This is a genomic window from Kitasatospora azatica KCTC 9699 (assembly GCF_000744785.1).
Lineage (GTDB): Bacteria > Actinomycetota > Actinomycetes > Streptomycetales > Streptomycetaceae > Kitasatospora > Kitasatospora azatica.
Window position 1 is genome coordinate 1,555,572 of the sequence record NZ_JQMO01000003.1, and the last position, 19,830, is coordinate 1,575,401.

Below are 19,830 nucleotides of genomic sequence, written 5' to 3' on the forward strand. Positions count from 1 at the left end.
ACACCAGTGCGGACTGATTCCGTGTGTCGCCGTGCATGCCAAACTCCTGCCCGAGATCGGCGGCAGTCCCACGGGCGGATCGAGCACCGGGGAGTACCGGGAGGACTGCTGGGTGGGGGACTGACGAGCGACCGGAGCCTGCCCGTACCACCGTGCTCAAGAAACTGGCCTACTGCTGCCATTGCTGCCTGGCGACGCCCACGGTGGTCCGGAACTGCGAGACGGCGCGCGTCCCGGCGCGCGGCCTCGCGGCACGCCCTGAGGGCGATTCCGACCCACCCCGGAAACGATCCGGGCAGGGATAGGACACGCGGTAGCCCACCAGGGAGGACACCAGGTGAGCCGAGTGGGCTAACGGGGAGTCGGGAAAGGATTTCGAGCGCGGAGGACCGACCGCGCCGCACGGGGTACGCCACCCATGTCGACCCGCTGCGACAGCGGCCTGTGCCCATCCTCGCACTGATCGTGGCCGCTACCACTCGGTTCGCGGCCAGCGTGGTGGTGCGGGGGAGCAGACCAGCCATCAGCATCCGCCTCTGCGGAGTACTTCTGCAAGCCCGGCGTGCGCTCCCGAGAAGGCGTGCGCCCCCTGCGCCCCCCATGTTGCGAACTGCGCCATCCGCGATCTCATCAGTCGCCCGAATGGAGCCGTGTTACGAGAGTTGACGTCCCATCAGCCCCGTCGGCCGGTCTACGCTTCGGGCCGTGAAGGCCATCCGCAGATTCACCGTCCGCACCGTCCTGCCCGAGCGCCTCCAGTCGCTGCACGAACTCGCGCTCAACCTGCGCTGGTCCTGGCACCCGGAGACCAGGGAGCTGTTCCGCTCGGTCGACCCCGGAGTCTGGGAGGCCGTCGGCGAGGACCCGGTCCGGCTGCTCGGCGAGGTGCCGGCCCACCGGCTCGCCGCGCTGGCCGCCGACCGCCGCTTCCTGCGCCGGCTCGGCGACCTCACCGACGACCTCAACGACTACCTGAGCGCGCCGCGCTGGTACCAGGGCGCCCAGACGGTCGAGCCACTGCCCGCGGCGATCGCCTACTTCTCCCCCGAGTACGGGATCGCCGCCGCGCTGCCGCAGTACTCCGGCGGCCTGGGCATCCTGGCCGGCGACCACCTCAAGGCCGCCAGCGACCTCGGGGTGCCGCTGATCGGCGTCGGACTCTTCTACCGGCACGGCTACTTCCGCCAGTCGCTCACCCGCGACGGCTGGCAGCAGGAGCGCTACCCGCTGCTCGACCCCGACGAACTCGCGGTCTCGCTGCTGCGCGAGCCGGACGGCGAGCCCTGCCGGGTGGAGCTGGCCCTGCCGGCCGGCCGCCGCCTGGTCGCCCAGATCTGGAAGGCCCAGGTCGGGCGGGTCCCGCTGCTGCTGCTCGACTCCGACCTGGACGCCAACGCCGCCACCGAACGCGATGTCACCGACCGCCTCTACGGCGGCGGCAGCGAGCACCGGCTGCTGCAGGAGATGCTGCTCGGCATCGGCGGCGTGCGGGCGGTGCGGACCTTCTGCCGACTCACCGGCCACGCCGAGCCCGAGGTCTTCCACACCAACGAGGGACACGCCGGCTTCCTCGGCATCGAGCGGATCCGGGAACTGGTCGCCCGGGGCTCGACCGACTTCGGTGCCGCCCTGGAAGCCGTCCGGGCCGGCACCCTGTTCACCACCCACACCCCGGTGCCGGCCGGCATCGACCGCTTCGAGGCGGACCTGGTGGCCCGTCACTTCAGCGGCGACGCGGCACTGCGCGGGGTCCCGGTCGACCAGGTGCTCGCGCTCGGCCTGGAGAGCTGGCCCGGTGGCGACCCCAAGCTGTTCAACATGGCCGCGATGGGCCTGCGGCTGGCCCAGCGGGCCAACGGCGTCAGCACGCTGCACGGCGAGGTCAGCCGCGCCATGTTCGGCGCCCTGTGGCCCGGCTTCGACAGCGCCGAGGTGCCGATCACCTCGATCACCAACGGGGTGCACGCGCCCACCTGGATCGACCCGGCGGTGGTCCGGCTCGGCGCCGCCGAGATCGGCGCGGAGCGGGCCGAGGCCGCGATGTCGGTCGGCGCGGCCGAGCGGTGGAGCGGGGTCGAGCAGATCGGCGACGCGCGGATCTGGGAGGTCCGGCGGGAGCTGCGCGGCCAGCTGGTCGAGGAGGCCAGGCGGCGGCTGCGCGCCTCCTGGCGTCAGCGCGGGGCGGGGGACGCCGAACTCGGCTGGACCTCGGCCGTGCTCGACCCCGATGTGCTGACCATCGGCTTCGCCCGCCGGGTCCCGTCCTACAAGCGGCTCACCCTGATGTTGCGCGACCAGGACCGGCTGCGCTCACTGCTGCTGCACCCGACCCGTCCGGTGCAGATCGTGGTGGCCGGCAAGGCGCACCCGGCCGACGACGGCGGCAAGCGGCTGATCCAGCAGCTGGTCGCGTTCGCCGACGACCCGGCGGTGCGCCACCGGATCGTCTTCCTGCCGGACTACGACATGGCGATGGCCAAGCACCTCTACCCCGGCTGCGACGTCTGGCTGAACAACCCGCTGCGCCCGCTGGAGGCCTGCGGCACCTCGGGGATGAAGGCCGCGCTCAACGGCTGCCTCAACCTCTCGGTGCTGGACGGCTGGTGGGACGAGTGGTACGACGGCCGCAACGGCTGGGCGATCCCCACCGCCGACGGCCCCGGTTTCGACGAGGACCAGCGCGACGACATCGAGGCGGCCGCGCTCTACGACCTGATCGAGCACCAGGTCGCGGCCCGTTACTACGAGCGCGGCCCGGACGGTCTGCCGCACCGGTGGATCGCGATGGTCCGGCACACCCTGGTCACCCTGGGCCCCAAGGTGCTGGCCGGGCGGATGGTCCGGGAGTACGTGGAGAAGCTCTACGCCCCGGCCGCGATCGCCCAGCGCGAGCTGTCCGACGGCGGCGCGAAGCAACTGGCCGAGTGGAAGGCCAAGGTCCGCGAGGCCTGGCGGGCGGTCCGGGTGGAGCACGTGGACGCGGCCGTCGCCGAGGCCGCCGAACTCGGCACCTCGCTCGCGCTGCGGGTGCAGGTGGCGCTGGGCAGCCTGACCGCGGAGGACGTCGAGGTGCAGGTGGTCTCCGGCGCGGTGGACGAGCGCGACCGGATCCGGGAGGCCGAACTCCTGGCGCTCAAGCCGGTCGGCGGTCCGGACCTGAACGGCTGTCAGCGCTACGAGGGCACCCTCGAACTCACCCGCACCGGCCCGTTCGGCTACACCGTCCGGGTGCTGCCCGCCCACCCGCTGCTGGCCTCGCCCGCCGAGCTGGGCCTGGTGGCACTGCCGGCCCCGTCGGCCGGGATGGACGCGGGGGTGCTGCGCTAGCCCCGGCGCCGCTGACTGGTGCTCAGGAGGTCGGGTGGGTCGACTTCCTGAGCACCTTCCGTCGGGTTGCCTTGGGCCGACTCGGTGCTTATGCGGCCGGGTTGACCGCGACCGGCCAGTGGCCGCCGGGGAAGGCTGCCTTGTCCACGGCCAGCCCGTGCAGGGTGCCCATCTGCGTCGCCTGCGCGGTCAGCAGCGCGGAGAGGGCGCCGACAGCGGTGAGGATCACCGTGGTGTTGACCCCCAGCTCCTCCAGCAGGGCGAGGAACCCCGCCCAGGAGAAGACCCCGCTGGCGAGCGCCGCGATGGAGGCCATCACCACCAGGAAGAACTTCGCGGCCACGGCGGCCAGCGCGAGGTAGAAGATCAGCCCCGCCCCAGCACAGAGGTAGAGCGAGGTGGAGGTCTTGTCGGCGATGGTGGCGATCGAGGTCGCTGCGGTGGCCTGCGGCGCCAACTGCTTGGTGTACGCGGTGGCCGCGGGGCCCTGCCACTCGCCGGTCGAGCCGAGTACGTTCGGCTGGATCTCGCCGGCAACCCCGGAGGCCTGGCCTCGGATGCTCTCCCACTCGTACCCGTGGATGAACATGTAGATCGGCGCGGCGGCGCCCTCGACCAGGTCCTTGAGCGTGTTCAGGATCTGGGTGCCCATCTCGATGATCTGCTTGCCGAACCAGATGATCGCCTCGGCGATCGGGTCCGGGATCCACCAGTGGTCGGCGGCGGACTGGGCCTTGGCCGGAACGGTTTGCAGATGGTCCGAGATCGAGCCCATCTTGGCGGAGAGCTGGTCCAGGGTGGCCTGGTACTGGGCCATGGTGAAGGCCATGGATCGGGTCCTCTCTGGTCAGCGGGTCAGCGGGTCAGGTTGGAGAGCACGGCGCCCTGCTGCTGCTCCTGGGCCTGGTAGCGGTCGGCGACCGTGCGCAGTCCGGTGGCGACGCCCGCCATCGCCGTCTGCCCCTCCTTGGCCCGGTCGATCACTTGGGTGACCACCGCGTCGTAGGCGTCGACCAGGAGTTGGAACACTCCCGCCTGGAGTCGGTCCATCTGTAGGGGCGGGGTGGCGGCGGCGATGGCGGCCATGGTGGCGGACTGCTGGTCCCACAGGTCGGCCTCGTTGCGCAGGGTCTGGATGGTGACCTGGTAGCCGTGGGCGTCAGTCATGAGAGCCGCCGATCGGTGAGGGAGTCAGCAAGCTTCTGGGGATCGGACAGCAGGGCCAGCGCCTCGTTCAGCAGTCCGTCCAGTCCGCCACCGGTCTGGGCGGCGGCGCGCGCCCGCTCGTCGGCTCGACGCAGCTCGGCCGCGGCCTCGCGCAGCGCCTCGCGCAGCGCGGAGTTGAGGCTGTCGGTGCTCTGTCGGGCAGCCCAGTCCCTGTCCACCTCGCAGCCGGTCAGCCCGGCCGCAGCGAGCTCCAGCCGCAACCGGCCGTCGGCCGCCGTGCCGTGGCCGGTCAGCGGAGCCGGCAGGGTGCTGCGGGAGGCCGCGGCGAGGATGTCCTCAGCGAGTGCTTCCGGTGGGCGCGGGGCTACCTGGGGGGCGGAGTCGGAGGCGGCACCGGGGTGGGAGGGCTGCTCGGCGGCGTGGGCCGAGGTGCCGTAGCCCGGCTGTGCGACCCGGTCTGCCAGCCAGGAGCTGCCGCCGAGGCTCTGCATCCAGACCTCGGCCCGTTTCACGGAGGCAGCCCGCGCGGCGTCGAGCACCGCCGGCCCGAGCTCGGCCGCCGAGACCCGGCGCTGCCACCCCGGTGCGACCGACACCGACTGCGGCAGGTTGTCCGGCCCGAGCACCACGGTGACCGCTCCTGCGGCGTCGTGCCCCTCGGCGCGGGCGGGGGTGGCGGCGCGGGCTTCGGCGAGGACGGCGTTGAACTGTCCGAGTCTGGCGGTCATCTCGTGCAGACGTTGCTGCAGATCCGGTTGCGGACTCGAGTCGGGAAACTGGTACGGGTCGGTCACTCGTGATCCCCCTTGATGTTCACGGTGATTGCCTGGATGTTCAATTTGGCTGTGAAGTCTTGCGGGAGAGCAGGGCGCCGCAGAGTGCCACTGTCGGCCACGCGCTCAGCAGGATCATGAAGCCCACCCCCGATGCCCTGGAGTCACCGGCGCCGAACTGGGCGAAGCCGAGTGCGAGGAGGCCGACGGCGAGCGCGCCGAGAACCGCGCCGACAGCCCTGCGCACTCGGCGCAGGGTGGGCGCCATGGCGACCGCGGTGGCGGCGGCGACGCCGATGATGGCGCCGATCAGCAGACCGGGCGCCGGGTAGGCAGGCGGTCGGACCTCGCCGGACATGTGGGCTGCGGTGAGCCGGATCATCAGCGAAGTGCCCAGCGCGACCTCGGCCATCAGGCCGAAGGTCAGCAGCATGCCCCGGCTGACGGGTTTCGACTTCTTACTCACAGTCACCTATCGGGTCGACGGACACTGACATGGTGAAGGATGGGGCTGGTAAAGCTGGATCAATATAGCGTCAGCTCACAATCGCTCGACCCAATTTGAGGATCAGCTGAGGGTTTGGAGGCAGCGGGACCGCCACCGTCAGACCAGGCTCTCCCGCCAGGCCTGGTGCAGGCCGGCGAAGCGCCCTTCGCCCGCGATCAGTTCGGCCGGGGTGCCGTCCTCGACGATCCGGCCCTGGTCCATCACCAGCACCCGGTCGGCGATCTCCACCGTGCTCAGCCGGTGCGCGATGATCACTGCGGTGCGTCCGGCCAGGACCGTGCGCATCGCCTGCTGGACCGCCTGCTCGCCGGGGACGTCCAGCGAACTGGTCGCCTCGTCCAGCAGCAGCACCGCCGGGTCGGCGAGCAACGCCCGGGCGAAGGCGACGAGTTGGCGCTGACCGGCGGAGATCCGGCCGCCGCGCTTGCGCACGTCGGTGTCGTAGCCGTCGGGCAGCGCGGCGATGAACTCGTGCGCGCCGATCGCCTTGGCGGCGGCCTCGATCTCGTCCCGGGTGGCCTCCGGGCGGCCGACCGCGATGTTCTCGGCGACCGTGCCGGAGAAGAGGAAGGACTCCTGGGTCACCATCACCACACCGCGCCGCAGTTCGGCCGCGGCCAGGGTGCGCAGGTCGACGCCGTCCAGCGTGATGCTGCCCGAGGTCGGGTCGTAGAACCGGGCCAGCAGCTTGGCCAGGGTGGACTTGCCCGCGCCGGTGGCGCCGACCACGGCGGTGGTGCTGCCGGCCGGCAGTGTGAGGTCGAAGACCGGCAGCACCTCGCGGCCGGTGCGGTAGGCGAACCGCACCTGGTGGAAGGCGACTTCGCGGCCGGTGGCGGTGGTGGCCGGCAGCGCCACCGGGGCGGCGGGCTCGGCCACCGAAGGCTCGTGGGCGAGCAGGCCGGAGATCTTCTCCAGGGCGGCCGCGGCCGCCTGGTAGCTGTTCAGGAACATCGCCAACTGGTCGATCGGGTCGTACAGCCGGCGCAGGTAGAGCACGAAGCCGGTGAGCACGCCCAGTTCCAGGCTGCCGTCGGTGACCAGGTAGGCACCGGCCAGCACCACCAGGGTGATCCAGACGTTGGCGGTGGCCCGCGAGGAGGCGACGTAACGGGCCATCTCCAGCAGCCCGTTGGCGCTGGACCGGGTGTACTCCCGGTTGGCCTCGGCGAAGACCGCGAGGTTGGCGTCCTCGCGGCGGAAGGCCTGGACCGGGCGGATGCCGTTCATGGTCTCGGTGAAGCGGACGATCACCGAGGCCACGGCGGTGCGGCCGGTGCGGTAGACCCGGGTGCTGCGGCGGCGGAACATCCGCACCAGCAGGTACATCGGCAGCACCGAGGTGAGCGCGAGCAGGCCGAGCCGCCAGTCCATCACCAGCAGGATGACGGCGATGTAGCAGACCGACAGGAAGACCGAGAGCAGCTCCTGCAGGCCCTCGTTGAGCAGTTCGCGCAGCGCGTCCACGTCGCTGGTGGCCCGGGAGATGATCCGGCCCGAGGTGTAGCGCTCGTGGAAGTCCAGGCCGAGCCGCTGGGCGTGCCGGAAGATCCGGGTCCGCAGCTCGAGCAGGATGTCCTGGTTGAGCAGACCGGAGAGCCGGATGAAGGCGCGCTGCAGCAGCGTGCCGGCCAGTGCGCAGCCCAGGTAGGCGGCGATCACGGCGACCAGCGGGCCGCTGTCGTGCCGGCGCAGCGCCGGGATGCCCCGGTCGATGGCGAGCGCCACCAGCAGCGGCCCGGACTGCAGGGCCGCCTGCTGGAGCAGGATCATCAGGGTGGCCACCACCACCCGCCGCCGGTGCGGGGCGAGCAGCGAGCGCAGCAGCGCGGCGGGGGCGCCGGGCGGGACGGGGATCTCCTCGTCCTCCACCGCCACGGGTTCGAGAACGGTGGTCATCGGGTCACACTCTCTTCCATCGCACCGCTCATCAGTTCCCGGTACTGCGGGCAGCTCTCCAGCAGTTCCGCGTGGGTGCCGACCGCGAGCACCACGCCGTCGGCCAGCACCGCCACCCGGTCGGCGAGCAGCACGGTGCTCGGGCGGTGGGCCACCACCAGGGCGGTGGTGCCGCTCAGCACCTGGCGCAGCGCGGCCTCGACCAGCGCCTCGGTGTGCACGTCCAGGGCCGAGAGCGGGTCGTCCAGGACCAGGAAGTCGGGGTCGCCGACCACCGCGCGGGCCAGCGCCAGGCGCTGGCGCTGGCCGCCGGACAGGCTCTGGCCCTGCTCGCCGACCTCGGTGTCCACGCCCTGCGGCAGCTGGTGGACGAAGTCGGCCTGGGCGGTGGCCAGCGCCCGGTCCAGCGCCTGCGCCGAGGCGCCGGGGGCGCCCATCAGCACGTTCTCGCGCACCGAGGCGGAGAAGAGGATCGGGTCCTCGAAGGCCACCGCGACCCGGCGGCGCAGCTCGGGCAGCGGGAGGTGCTGGATGTCCTGGCCGTCCAGCGTGATGGAGCCGCCGGTGGCGTCGTACAGCCGGGGCAGCAGGGTGGTCAGCGTGGTCTTGCCGCTGCCGGTCGCGCCGACCAGGGCCATCGTCTCGCCGCGCCGGATGTGCAGGTCGATGCCGCGCAGCAGGTCGGGGCTGTCCGCGGGGGCGTCGGGGTAGCGGAACCGGACGTCGGTGAAGCGGATGCCGTCGCCGTTCGGGGCGGCCGGGGTGGTGCTGGGGGCCGGCTCCTCCGGGGTGTCCATCACGTCGAAGAAGCGGTCGGCGGCGGTGCTCGCCTCGTTGCTGTAGGCGAGCAGCCAGCCCATCGACTCGACCGGCCAGCGCAGGGCCAGCGCGGTGGACAGGAAGGCCACCAGGGTGCCGGCGCTCAGCTCGTCGTGCGCGACCAGGACGGCGCCCAGTGCCAGTGCGGAGCCCAGCGCCAGTTCGGGCAGGCCGACGATCAGCGCCCACAGGTCGGCGAGCATCCAGGTCTTGCGCAGTTCGGTGTCGCGCAGCCGGTCGGCCCGTTCGCGGAAGTGCCGGGCCATGGTGCGCTGGCGGCCGAAGGACTTGAGGATCCGGATGCCGAGCACCGACTCCTCCAGCACCGTGGCCAGGTCGCCGTTCTGGTCCTGGGCGGTGCGCGAGGCGGCCGAGTAGCCCTTCTCGAAGTGCGTGCAGAGCATGATCAGCGGGACCGTGGGCAGCAGCGCGATCAGGCCGAGCCGCCAGTCCAGCAGCAGCATCAGCACGCTGCCGGAGAGGAACATCAAGGAGTTGACGATCAGGAAGACCAGCGGGAAGGCCAGGAAGAGCCGCAGGGTGTACATGTCCGAGGTGGCCCGGGAGAGCAGCTGTCCGGACGGCCAGCGGTCATGGAAGGAGACCGGCAGCCGTTGCAGCTTGGCGTACAGGTCGTCGCGCATCGCGGCCTCGACCCGGGCCAGCGGACGGGCGATCAGCAGCCGGCGCAGCCCGAACAGGCCGGCCTCGGCCAGACCCAGCACCAGCAGCAGCGCCACCAGCGGCCAGAGCCGGTGCAGGTCGTGGTGGGCGATCGGCCCGTCCACGATCCGGCCCAGCACCAGCGGCACCAGCAGCACCGCCCCGGAGGCCAGCAGGGCAGCGGTCACCGACCCGGCCAGGAACCACCGGATCGGGTGGGCGTAGGTCCTGAGCCTGAGCAGCGAGCGCACCGTGGACCTGGTGGGTTCGGCGGTGGGCGGCGGAAGCGGGGGTGCAGCGTTCTCGGCCATCTCGGCGAGGGTAGGCGCCGGGTCGGACATTTCTCATCTGGTTTTTCGCACCTGACGAAGTAGCCGTAGCGAACGCGCCATGAGCGCTCCGTCGGTCCGCCCGGCGGTGTCGAGCAGCAGCTCGAAGGGGCCGCCGGGCGGCATGGTGAAGTCGACCGGCCGCTCGGAGGCGTTGAGCAGCAGCAGGAAGCTGTCGTCGGTCAGCGGGCGGCCGTGCTGGTCGCGCTCGGACATCGCGTCGCCGCTGAGCAGCATGCCGAGCACGGCGGTCGGCGCGTACCAGTCGGCCTCGGCCATCTCGGTGCCGCGCGCGGTGTACCAGGTCAGGTCGGGCAGCCCGCCGGGCACGGCCGCGCGGCCGGAGAAGAAGGCCCGCTGGCGCAGCACCGGGTGGGCCCGGCGCAGCCGGATCAGCCGGGCCGTCAGCTCGTGCAGCTCGCGCCACTCGGGCTGGTCCAGCAGCGACCAGTCCACCCAGCTGGTCTCGTTGTCCTGGCAGTAGGCGTTGTTGTTGCCGTCCTGGGTGCGGCCGAACTCGTCGCCGGCGGTGAGCATCGGCACGCCGGTGGAGAGCAGCAGGGTGGCCAGCAGGTTGCGCAGTTGACGGTGCCTCAGGTCTCGCACGGCCGGGTCGTCGGTGGGGCCCTCGGCGCCGCAGTTCCAGGCCCGGTTGTCGTTCGTGCCGTCCCGGTTCTCCTCGCCGTTGGCCAGGTTGTGCTTGGCGTTGTACGAGACCAGGTCGCGCAGGGTGAAGCCGTCGTGCGCGGTGACGTAGTTGACCGAGGCGTACGGGCGCCGGCCGCCGCGCTGGTAGAGGTCGGAGGAGCCGGAGAGCCGGTAGCCGAGCTCGCCGACGTCCGGGCGGGCGCCGCGCCAGAAGTCGCGCACCGTGTCGCGGTACTTGTCGTTCCACTCGGCCCACAGTGGCGGGAAGTGGCCCACCTGGTAGCCGCCGTGGCCGACGTCCCAGGGTTCGGCGATCAGCTTGACCCGGCTGAGGAAGGGGTCCTGGGAGATCGCCGCGAGCAGCGGGTGGTGCATGTCGACCCCGTCGCTGCCGCGGGCCAGCGCGGCGGCCAGGTCGAAGCGGAAGCCGTCCACGCCCATCTCGGCGGCCCAGTAGCGCAGCGAGTCGGTGATCAGTCGGACGGTCTGCGGCTGCCGGGTGTCCAGGGTGTTGCCGCAGCCGGTGAAGTCCTGGTAGCCGCGCGGGTTGCGGCCCAGCCGGTAGTAGCCGGCGTTGTCGATGCCGCGCAGCGAGAGGGTCGGGCCGAGCGGGCCGCCCTCGGCGGTGTGGTTGTAGACCACGTCGAGGATCACCTCGATCCCGGCGGCGTGCAGCGCCCGGACCATCCGCTTGAACTCGCCGACCTGCTGGCCGCGGGTGCCGGAGGCGCAGTAGCCGCCGTGCGGGGCGAACCAGCCGATCGAGTTGTAGCCCCAGTAGTTGGTCAGGCCGCGCCCGGCCAGGAAGTCCTCGCTGGCGAACTGGTGGACCGGCAGCAGCTCGACGGCGGTCACCCCGAGGCCGACCAGGTGCTCCACGGCGGCCGGGTGCGCCAGGCCGGCGTAGGTGCCGCGCAGCTCGGGCGGCACGCCGGGGTGGCGCATGGTGAAGCCGCGCACGTGCAGCTCGTAGAGGACGGTCTCGGCCCAGGGCGTCTTGGGCCTGCGGTCGTCGGACCAGTCGTCGTCGTCGTGCACCACCACGCCGCGGGCGGTGAACGGCGCCGAGTCGCGGTTGTCCCGGACGGTGTCGGCCACCTCGGCCTCGGGCCAGTCGCGCACCGCGCCGCAGCAGGCGGCGTCGCCGGTGAAGGCGCCGTCCACGGCCCGCGCGTACGGGTCGAGCAGCAGCTTGGCCGGATTCCACCGGGCGCCGGTCCACGGGTCCCAGCGGCCGTGCACCCGGTAGCCGTAGCGGGTGCCGGGGCCGACCCCCGGCAGGTAGCCGTGCCAGGTCTGGAAGGTCTGCTCGGCCAGCGGGTGCCGGGTCTCCTCGCCGTCCTCGTCGAAGAGGCAGAGCTCCACGGCCTCGGCGCCGGGCGCCCAGAGCGCGAAGTTGGTGCCGTGGCTGCCGTCGGCGCCGTGCCGGTAGCGGGCGCCGAGCGGCTGCCAGCTGCCGGGCCAAGGGCCGGTCGGCGGTTCGGGGGCACCCCCGGCCGGAGGCTGGGGGAGGGTCGCGGCCGCGGGGCCGGGCCGGCCGCGCTCCAGTTCCTGCCGTGCCGTCATACCCGCACCCTCCGAAGGAGCCTGGTCTGTTACGGGCTGATGTCCGTTGAGTGGAATCGTTCCCTCGTGTTCCAGGGGGAATCCGATTGTTGAAGGCTGGACCGGATCTGCAGGGCATTCACTGCTCGGCCACTCCCCTCCCGCCGAAGATTCACTCAGACGGCCCAGTTATCCTTGCGCTCGCGCGGGCCCTGTGCGGGGCCCGACCAGGGAACGAACGGGAGGGGAGCCGCCCAGTGGAGCCGGTTCAGGCGGCGAAGGCCGCGAGAGGCAGCAGGACGATCCGGATCGGGGCCCGTCGCGCCGCCGTCGCGCTCTTGACGGGCGGTGTGCTGGTGCTGGCCGCCGCCTGCGGGCCGGACGACAGCTCCAAGGCCGGCGGATCCAGCGACGCCTCGGCCGGCAGCGGGGGCTCCGCCGCCTCACCGGCCGCTCCGGCCTCGCCGAAGCTCTCGGCGGCCGTGGTCAGCGTCGACCCCAAGGACGGCTCGCAGGACGTGCCGCCCAGCGGCGCGGTCAAGGTCTCGGTGGCCAACGGCAAGCTGACCCAGGTCGCGGTGGCCGACAAGGACGGCAACCCGGTGCAGGGCACGCTGGCGGCGGACGGCTCCTCCTGGACGCCGTCCGGCACCCTGGCGGTCGGCATGCTCTACAAGGTGAACGCCCAGGCGGTGGACGCGACCGGGCTGCAGTCCGCGCTGGACAGCACCTTCACCACGCTGACCCCGGCGAAGACGGTCTCCTCCAACGACAACATCTCGACCGGCGCCAGCTATGGGGTCGGGATGATCGTCTCGGTGAACTTCAACAAGGACATCGTCAAGAAGGACGACGTCGTCAAGGGCATCACCTTCGAGGCCTCCGACGGCACCCAGGTGAAGGGCCACTGGTTCAGCAGCCGCCGGCTGGACTTCCGTCCGCAGCAGTACTGGAAGCCGCTCACCAAGGTGACCATCCACTACAAGCTGAAGAGCGTCGAGGTGGCGCCGGGCGTCTACGGCGGCTCGGACCGCGACGAGTCCTTCACCATCGGCCGCTCGCAGGTCTCCACCGCGGACGCCGCCACCCACGAGATGACGGTCACCCGCGACGGCAAGGCCGTGCAGACGATACCGATCACCGCCGGCAACGACGACAACCCGTCCTGGAACGGGACCATGGTGATCGAGGGCAAGGAGAAGGTGACCCGGATGAACTCCGCCACCGTCTCCAACATCGTCGGCTCCGAGTACGACGTGCCGGACGTGCCGCACGCGATGCGGCTGACCGACACCGGCACCTACGTGCACGGCAACTACTGGAGCAACGCCTTCGGCAGCTCCAACGCCAGCCACGGCTGCATCAGCATGCAGGACACCAACACCAAGGGCGGCGACGACAGTTCGACGGCCGGCAAGTTCTTCAACTCCTCGATGATCGGCGACGTGGTGATCATCAAGAACTCCAAGGGCAAGACGGTCAGCGGCAGCAACGGGCTGAGCGGCTGGACCGTGCCGTGGACCACCTGGTGACCAGTTCGTAGCAGTTCGGCGGCAACCTGCGGCCCGTGCCAAGGCGTTCTTGGTACGGGCCGAGTCTTTTCATCAGGGCTTTTCATCAGTTGGTGTAACAATCGGGTGAATCGTCCGTTCGGCGGGAACCGGCGGCCGGCTCGCCGCGTGTGTAGGCAGTACCGGACTGAGCAAGGGGAGTAGAGGAATGCGCTCGATACGCGTGGGGGCGGCTTTGGCGGTCGGGACCACCCTGCTGCTGGCGACGGCGTGCGGTGGCGGCGGCACGCCGAACGCGAGCGGATCGGCCACACCGGGCGCGACGGCCGGCAGCGGGGGCAGCGGCTCGGCCGCACCGCCCAGCTCGGCCGCACCGAAGACCTCGGCGGCCGTGGTGGACATCGAGCCCAAGGACGGCACCCAGGACGCCGCGCCGAACGCCCTCAAGGTGGGGGTGACCAGCGGCAAGCTGACCCAGGTCGCGGTCACCGACAAGAGCGGCGCGGCCGTGCCGGGCAGCATCGCCCCGGACGGGCTGAGCTGGGTCCCGGCGAACGGCCTCTCGGTGGCCAGCTCCTACCAGGTCAACGCCCAGGCCACCGACGCCAACGGGGTCTCCACCACCGCCACCAGCAGCTTCAGCACGCTGACCCCCAGCCAGACCTCGCGCAGCTCGGACAACGTGGTGACCGGCTCCACCTACGGGGTCGGCATGATCGTCTCGTTCGACTTCCACATGCAGATCCAGAACACCAAGGCCGTCGAGAAGGCGATCACCTTCGAGACCCCCGACAACACCCAGGTCAAGGGCCACTGGATGGGCAACGGGCGGCTCGACCTGCGCCCGGAGAACTTCTGGAAGTCCGGCACCACGGTCAAGGTGCACATCCGGCTGAAGAGCGTCGAGGTGGCGCCGGGCGTCTACGGCGGCTCGGACCGCGACGAGTCCTTCACCATCGGGGACTCCAGGATCAGCACGGTGGACGCGGCCGCGCACACCATGACCGTGCAGAAGAACGGCCAGACGGTCGAGACCATCCCGATCAGCTCCGGCTCCAGCGAGCACCCGACCTACAACGGGACCATGGTGATCGAGGCTCGGGAGGACACCGCCCACATGACCTCTGCCTCGGTGCCCGGCCTCAAGCCCGGCGAGTACGACCTGCAGGTGCCGCACTCGCTGCGGCTGACCGACACCGGCACCTACGTGCACGGCAACAACTGGTCCTCGCACGACACCTTCGGCTCGGAGAACGTCAGCCACGGCTGCGTCGGCCTGGAGGACGCACCCGGCGACGCCGGCGGCACCGACACCCCCGCGGCCAAGTTCTACGCCACCGCACAGGTGGGAGATGTCGTGAAGGTCGTCAACTCCAAGGGCGCGACCGTGGCGGCCGACAACGGCCTGAGCGGCTGGAACATGCCCTGGAGCACCTGGTAGGGCAACACCGGGCACACCGGTCATATGCCAATCGAATAGTGATCGTTTCGTCATTGTCCGTACATGGGCCGCTGCGAACCGCAATGATGGTGCGCATGGCGGGATGGGGCGAAGTTGATCAGTCATCACATCTCGGGCGCGGCCTGGCCGCTGACGGTCCCTCAGGGGAGGGGCGGTCGGCCCTGGCCGCCCTGGAACGACTCTCCCCGTGGGAGCTGGAGCGGGTCGTGCTGCCCCGGCTGCGGGACCCCGCGGGCACCGAGGAGGTCCGCCTGCCCTCGCGCGGCGAGTCGGGCCCACTGGCCCGCCGACTGGTGCTCTCGGTGCTCCGCACCTGGGGCCTGAACAACCTGCTCGAAGTCGGCGAGTTACTCACCGCCGAGCTGGTGGCCAACGCCGTGCGCCACACCGGCGGCCGCACCATCGGCCTCAAGCTGCTGCGCCGCCCCGGCTGGCTGCGGATCGAGGTGCGCGACTCCTCCCGCTCGCTGCCCTGCCTGATCGTGGCCGAGCCCGGCGCCGAGTACGGCAACGGCCTGGTCGTGGTCAACACCCTCGCCGACCGCTGGGGCGCCGACCTGCTGCCCCGCGGCAAGGGCGTCTGGTTCGAGCTGAAGGTCCGCGAACGAGTCGCCTGAACCCCTCGCCTGAACCCCTCGCCCCGAACGCCGAAGGGCCCCCGCACACGGCGGAGGCCCTTCGTACCGTTCATCCGATCCGGTGGTTCAGCACTCGATGACGTTGACGGCGAGGCCGCCGCGGCTGGTCTCCTTGTACTTGACCTTCATGTCGGCGCCGGTCTCCTTCATGGTCTTGATCGCCTTGTCGAGGGAGACGTGGTGGCGGCCGTCGCCGCGCAGGGCCATCCGGGCGGCGGTGACGGCCTTGACGGAGGCCATGCCGTTGCGTTCGATGCAGGGGATCTGGACCAGGCCGCCGACCGGGTCGCAGGTGAGGCCGAGGTTGTGCTCGATGCCGATCTCGGCGGCGTTCTCGACCTGTTCGGGGGACCCGCCGAGGACCTCGGCCAGGCCGCCGGCGGCCATCGAGCAGGCGGAGCCGACCTCGCCCTGGCAGCCGACCTCGGCGCCGGAGATGGAGGCGTTCTCCTTGAAGAGCATGCCGATCGCGCCGGCCGCGAGCAGGAAGCGGACGATGCCGTCCTCGTCGGCGCCGGGGATGAAGTTCTGGAAGTAGTGCAGGACGGCCGGGATGATGCCGGCCGCGCCGTTGGTCGGGGCGGTGACCACGCGCTGGCCGGAGGCGTTCTCCTCGTTGACGGCCATCGCGTACAGGGTCACCCACTCCATGGCGTTGGCCGGCCCTATGCCCTCGGCGCGCAGCGCGCGGGCACCGGAGGCGGCCCGGCGGCGGACCTTCAGGCCGCCCGGCAGGATGCCCTCGCGGGTCATGCCGGCGCTGACGCACTCCTTCATCACGGCCCAGATCTCCAGCAGGCCGGCCCGGATCTCCTCCTCGGTGCGCCAGGCCTTCTCGTTCTCCAGCATCAGGCCGGAGATCGACAGGCCGGTCTCCCGGGTGTGGCGCAGCAGTTCCTCGCCGGTGCGGAAGGGGTAGCGCAGCTGGGTGTCGTCGGGGACCACCCGGTCCGCGCCGATCGCGTCCTCGTCGACCACGAAGCCGCCGCCGACCGAGTAGTAGGTCTTCTCCAGCAGCGGGGTGCCGGCCGCGTCGTGGGCGACCAGGGTCATCCCGTTGGCGTGGTACGGCAGCGAGCGGCGGCGGTGCAGCACCAGCTGCAGGTCGGGGTCGAAGCCGATCCGGTGGGTGCCGAGCAGCGAGAGCTGCTTGCTCTCCTTGATCCGCTCGACGTCCAGGTCGGCCTTGGCGACGTCCACCGTGCGCGGCGAGTTGCCCTCCAGTCCGAGCAGCACCGCCTTGGGGGTGCCGTGGCCGTGCCCGGTCGCCCCGAGCGAGCCGAACAGCTCGGCCTTGACGGAAGCGACCTGGTCGAGCAGCCCCTCCGAGCGCAGTCGGCGGGCGAACATCCGGGCGGCCCGCATCGGGCCGACGGTGTGCGAACTGGAGGGGCCGATGCCGATGGAGAAGAGGTCGAAGACGCTGATGGCCACGGGGGACGTCCTTGTCTGGTCTCGTGGACCGAAAGGTAAGGAGAGACACGGCGCGGGGCACCGGCTCACGTTCCAGTGTGCGCGGTGCCCCGGTGGATCGGGCCTGGTCGACGGGGGTGACGTCGACCACGGGCCCGAGGTGGAGGCTAGAGCTCCGGGTAGAGCGGGTACTTCTCGGCGAGGGCGGTGACCCGGGCCTTGAGGGCGGTGGCCTTGGCCTCGTCGAAGGAGGGCAGCAGGGCCTCGGCGATGATGTCCGCGACCTCGCGGAAGTCCTCGGCCTGGAAGCCGCGGGTGGCCAGCGCCGGGGTGCCGATCCGCAGGCCGGAGGTGACCATCGGCGGGCGCGGGTCGTTCGGGACGGCGTTGCGGTTGACCGTGATGCCGACCTCGTGCAGCCGGTCCTCGGCCTGCTGGCCGTCCAGCTCGCTGTGCCGCAGGTCGACCAGGACCAGGTGCACGTCGGTGCCACCGGACAGCACCGAGACACCGGCGGCCTTGGCGTCCTCCTGCAGCAGGCGCGCGGCGAGGATCTTGGCGCCCTCGAGGGTGCGCTCCTGGCGCTCCTTGAACTCCGGGGAGGCCGCGACCTTGAAGGCCACCGCCTTGCCGGCGATCACGTGCTCCAGCGGGCCGCCCTGCTGGCCGGGGAAGACCGCGGAGTTGATCTTCTTGGCCCACTCGGCCTTGGAGAGGATCACGCCACCGCGCGGGCCGCCCAGGGTCTTGTGGGTGGTGGTGGTGACCACGTCCGCGTAGGGGACCGGGGACGGGTGCAGACCGGCCGCGACCAGACCGGCGAAGTGCGCCATGTCGACCATCAGCAGGGCACCGACCTCGTCGGCGATCCGGCGGAACTCGGCGAAGTCGAGCTGGCGCGGGTAGGCGGACCAGCCGGCGATGATCAGCTTGGGCTGGTGCTCCTTGGCGAGGCGCTCGACCTCCTCCATGTCCACCAGGTTGGTCTGCTCGTCCACGTGGTAGGCCACCACGTTGTAGAGCTTGCCGGAGAAGTTGATCTTCATGCCGTGGGTCAGGTGACCGCCGTGGGCCAGATTCAGGCCCAGGATGGTGTCGCCCGGCTGGATCAGCGCGAACATCGCGGCGGCGTTGGCCTGGGCACCGGAGTGCGGCTGCACGTTGGCGGCCTCGGCGCCGAACAGCGCCTTGATCCGGTCGATCGCGATCTGCTCGACCACGTCGACGTGCTCGCAACCGCCGTAGTAGCGGCGGCCGGGGTAGCCCTCGGCGTACTTGTTGGTCAGCACCGAGCCCTGGGCTTCCATGACCGCCACCGGGGCGAAGTTCTCGGAAGCGATCATCTCGAGGGTGGACTGCTGACGGTGCAGCTCGGCGTCGACCGCGGCGGCGATCTCCGGGTCGAGAGCGTGCAGGGACTGGTTGAGAACAGTCATGGTGGCGTCTTCCCGTGGGGCGGGGCGGGTGGACCAGTGGGGGCGGCCGCCGCGCTGCGACCGCCCCGTCGGATGAGTCAGCCGGCGGTGAAGGCGGTGTACTCGTCGGCGCTCAGCAGGTCCCCGGGGGTGTCGGTGACCTTGAGCTTGAACAGCCAGCCACCCTCGAAGGCGGCCGAGTTGACCAGGGCGGGCTCGTCGACGACGTCCTGGTTGACCTCGACGACCTCGCCGGTGGCCGGCGAGTACAGGTCGCTGACCGACTTGGTGGACTCGAGCTCGCCACAGGTCTCGCCGGCGGTGACGGTGTCACCGACGGACGGCAGGTCCACGTAGACGATGTCGCCGAGGGCGCCGGCGGCGTGCTCGGTGATGCCGACCGTGGAGACCCCGTCAGCGTCGGCGGCGGTCAGCCACTCGTGCTCCTTGCTGTACTGCAGGTTCTGGGGGTTGCTCATGGGTTCATTCTCCATTACATGGAAGCGGGTATGCCGAAGTGGTCCGCTGAACGGACAGGCAACAGAAGGTCAGATTCTCAGCGGGCGCGCTTGTAGAACGGGAGCGCCACGACCTCGACCGGCTCGTGCTTGCCACGCACGTCCACCGCGACGGCGGTGCCGGGGGCCGCGTGCGCGGCGTCCACGTAGGCGATGGCGATCGGCTTGCCGAGGGTGGGGGAGGGGGCACCCGAGGTGATCCGGCCGATCACGGCGCCGTCGGCGTCGACCACGGCGTACTCGGCGCGCGGCACCCGCTTGCCGTCGGAGACCAGGCCGACCAGCTTGCGCGGCGGGTTGGCCTCGGCCTGCGCGGCCGCCGCCTCCAGCGCCTTGCGGCCGACGAACTCGCCGCCGTTGGTGGTCTTGTCGAACCGGACCACCCGGCCCAGGCCCGCGTCGAACGGGGTCAGCGAGGTGTCCAGCTCGTGGCCGTACAGCGGCATGCCGGCCTCCAGGCGCAGCGTGTCGCGGCAGGACAGACCGGCCGGCACCAGGCCGTGCGGGGCGCCGACCTCGGTCAGCGCCTGCCACAGGTGCTCGGCGTCGGCGGGGGCGCAGAAGATCTCGAAGCCGTCCTCGCCGGTGTAGCCGGTGCGGGCCAGCCAGACCTGCTTGTCCGCGACGGTGGCGGGCAGCAGCGCGTAGTACTTCAGGCCGGGCAGGTCGGCGTCGGTGACCGAGGAGAGGATCGCGTTGGCCTCGGGGCCCTGGACGGCGATCAGCGCGTAGGCGTCGCGGTCGTCGCGGACCACGGCGTCGAAGCCGGCCGCGCGCTCGACCAGCGCGTCCAGCACCACCTGGGCGTTGGAGGCGTTGGCGACCACCATGTACTCGTCCTCGGCGGTCCGGTAGACGATCAGGTCGTCCAGGATCCCGCCGTCCTCGCGACAGATCATCGTGTAGCGGGCGCGCAGCACGCCGAGCGCGGAGATGAAGCCGACCAGCGCGTGGTCCAGCAGCTCGCCGGCCTGCGGGCCGGAGACGGTGATCTCGCCCATGTGCGAGAGGTCGAAGAGACCGGCCTTGGTGCGGACGGCGAGGTGCTCCTCGCGCTCGCTGCCGTAGCGCAGCGGCATGTCCCAGCCGGCGAAGTCGGTCATGGTCGCGCCCAGGGCACGGTGCAGCGCGTCGAGCGCGGTCAGGCGGGGGGACATGGAGGGACTCCCGGTCGTGGATGTGGACATGCGGGGGT

At 71.4% G+C, this 19,830-nt stretch carries 15 protein-coding genes; 4 read left to right on the forward strand and 11 right to left on the reverse strand.

The genetic code is table 11. The annotated features are described in order from the left end of the window. Positions 1–705 precede the first annotated feature (705 nt). Entirely contained in the window at positions 706–3,327 is a 2,622-nt protein-coding gene (gene glgP, locus BR98_RS17690) for an alpha-glucan family phosphorylase (RefSeq protein WP_035845896.1), read from the forward strand. Positions 3,328–3,415: 88 nt separating this feature from the next. On the opposite strand, the gene BR98_RS17695 is transcribed toward glgP, so the two are convergent. The 7 genes from BR98_RS17695 to glgX form a co-directional block, all read right to left on the reverse strand. Then, a complete protein-coding gene (locus BR98_RS17695; RefSeq protein WP_035845898.1) occupies positions 3,416–4,156 on the reverse strand; it encodes a hypothetical protein in 741 nt (246 codons plus the stop codon). Positions 4,157–4,182: 26 nt separating this feature from the next. Beyond that, positions 4,183–4,494, reverse strand: coding sequence for a hypothetical protein (locus BR98_RS17700; RefSeq protein ID WP_051969881.1), 312 nt, complete (start codon positions 4,492–4,494; stop codon positions 4,183–4,185). Beyond that, the gene (locus BR98_RS17705; protein WP_157537827.1) at positions 4,491–5,222 is read right to left on the reverse strand and encodes a hypothetical protein; all 732 of its coding nucleotides are present in this window, start codon (positions 5,220–5,222) and stop codon (positions 4,491–4,493) included. The genes BR98_RS17700 and BR98_RS17705 overlap by 4 nt, the downstream gene beginning before the upstream one ends. Positions 5,223–5,328: 106 nt before the next feature. After that, positions 5,329–5,739, reverse strand: coding sequence for a hypothetical protein (locus BR98_RS17710; RefSeq protein ID WP_198042241.1), 411 nt, complete (start codon positions 5,737–5,739; stop codon positions 5,329–5,331). A 132-nt stretch (positions 5,740–5,871) separates the two neighbouring features. Further along, complete coding sequence (locus tag BR98_RS17715; RefSeq protein WP_035845904.1) at positions 5,872–7,674, reverse strand: ABC transporter ATP-binding protein; 1,803 nt, start codon at positions 7,672–7,674, stop codon at positions 5,872–5,874. Continuing rightward, entirely contained in the window at positions 7,671–9,467 is a 1,797-nt protein-coding gene (locus BR98_RS17720) for an ABC transporter ATP-binding protein (protein ID WP_051971104.1), read from the reverse strand. The genes BR98_RS17715 and BR98_RS17720 overlap by 4 nt, the downstream gene beginning before the upstream one ends. A 33-nt stretch (positions 9,468–9,500) precedes the next feature. Then, a complete protein-coding gene (gene glgX, locus BR98_RS17725) occupies positions 9,501–11,699 on the reverse strand; it encodes a glycogen debranching protein GlgX (protein WP_051969882.1) in 2,199 nt (732 codons plus the stop codon). A 236-nt stretch (positions 11,700–11,935) separates the two neighbouring features. Between glgX and BR98_RS17730 the strand changes: the two genes are divergently transcribed. The 3 genes from BR98_RS17730 (at position 11,936) to BR98_RS17740 (ending at position 15,268) form a co-directional block, all read left to right on the forward strand. Beyond that, positions 11,936–13,210: a L,D-transpeptidase gene (locus tag BR98_RS17730; RefSeq protein ID WP_083976698.1), complete on the forward strand. Its 1,275-nt coding sequence runs from the start codon at positions 11,936–11,938 to the stop codon at positions 13,208–13,210. Positions 13,211–13,397: 187 nt separating this feature from the next. Then, on the forward strand, positions 13,398–14,630 hold the full coding sequence (locus BR98_RS17735) for a L,D-transpeptidase (protein ID WP_035845906.1): 1,233 nt from the start codon (positions 13,398–13,400) through the stop codon (positions 14,628–14,630). A 95-nt stretch (positions 14,631–14,725) separates the two neighbouring features. After that, on the forward strand, positions 14,726–15,268 hold the full coding sequence (locus tag BR98_RS17740; RefSeq protein ID WP_232247450.1) for an ATP-binding protein: 543 nt from the start codon (positions 14,726–14,728) through the stop codon (positions 15,266–15,268). Positions 15,269–15,355: 87 nt separating this feature from the next. Here the strand turns inward: BR98_RS17740 and BR98_RS17745 are convergent, their stop codons facing one another. The 4 genes from BR98_RS17745 to gcvT form a co-directional block, all read right to left on the reverse strand. Then, complete coding sequence (locus BR98_RS17745) at positions 15,356–16,723, reverse strand: L-serine ammonia-lyase (RefSeq protein WP_035845910.1); 1,368 nt, start codon at positions 16,721–16,723, stop codon at positions 15,356–15,358. Between the two features lie 146 nt (positions 16,724–16,869). Next, positions 16,870–18,138: a serine hydroxymethyltransferase gene (gene glyA, locus BR98_RS17750; protein WP_035845912.1), complete on the reverse strand. Its 1,269-nt coding sequence runs from the start codon at positions 18,136–18,138 to the stop codon at positions 16,870–16,872. A gap of 77 nt (positions 18,139–18,215) precedes the next feature. Next, a complete protein-coding gene (gene gcvH, locus BR98_RS17755; RefSeq protein ID WP_035845914.1) occupies positions 18,216–18,596 on the reverse strand; it encodes a glycine cleavage system protein GcvH in 381 nt (126 codons plus the stop codon). A 77-nt stretch (positions 18,597–18,673) separates the two neighbouring features. Continuing rightward, the gene (gene gcvT, locus BR98_RS17760) at positions 18,674–19,792 is read right to left on the reverse strand and encodes a glycine cleavage system aminomethyltransferase GcvT (protein ID WP_035845916.1); all 1,119 of its coding nucleotides are present in this window, start codon (positions 19,790–19,792) and stop codon (positions 18,674–18,676) included. Positions 19,793–19,830: the final 38 nt, after the last annotated feature.

What these genes read in the sequence shown, in the direction of transcription:
- BR98_RS17695 (WP_035845898.1), bottom strand. Translation starts at nt 4,156, where the DNA reads ATGGCCTTCACCATGGCCCAGTACCAGGCCACCCTGGACCAGCTCTCC.
- BR98_RS17700 (WP_051969881.1), bottom strand. Translation starts at nt 4,494, where the DNA reads ATGACTGACGCCCACGGCTACCAGGTCACCATCCAGACCCTGCGCAAC.
- BR98_RS17705 (WP_157537827.1), bottom strand. Translation starts at nt 5,222, where the DNA reads ATGACCGCCAGACTCGGACAGTTCAACGCCGTCCTCGCCGAAGCCCGC.
- BR98_RS17715 (WP_035845904.1), bottom strand. Translation starts at nt 7,674, where the DNA reads ATGACCACCGTTCTCGAACCCGTGGCGGTGGAGGACGAGGAGATCCCC.
- BR98_RS17720 (WP_051971104.1), bottom strand. Translation starts at nt 9,467, where the DNA reads ATGGCCGAGAACGCTGCACCCCCGCTTCCGCCGCCCACCGCCGAACCC.
- glgX (WP_051969882.1), bottom strand. Translation starts at nt 11,699, where the DNA reads ATGACGGCACGGCAGGAACTGGAGCGCGGCCGGCCCGGCCCCGCGGCC.
- BR98_RS17735 (WP_035845906.1), top strand. Translation starts at nt 13,398, where the DNA reads ATGCGCTCGATACGCGTGGGGGCGGCTTTGGCGGTCGGGACCACCCTG.
- BR98_RS17740 (WP_232247450.1), top strand. Translation starts at nt 14,726, where the DNA reads ATGGCGGGATGGGGCGAAGTTGATCAGTCATCACATCTCGGGCGCGGC.
- glyA (WP_035845912.1), bottom strand. Translation starts at nt 18,138, where the DNA reads ATGACTGTTCTCAACCAGTCCCTGCACGCTCTCGACCCGGAGATCGCC.
- gcvH (WP_035845914.1), bottom strand. Translation starts at nt 18,596, where the DNA reads ATGAGCAACCCCCAGAACCTGCAGTACAGCAAGGAGCACGAGTGGCTG.
- gcvT (WP_035845916.1), bottom strand. Translation starts at nt 19,792, where the DNA reads ATGTCCCCCCGCCTGACCGCGCTCGACGCGCTGCACCGTGCCCTGGGC.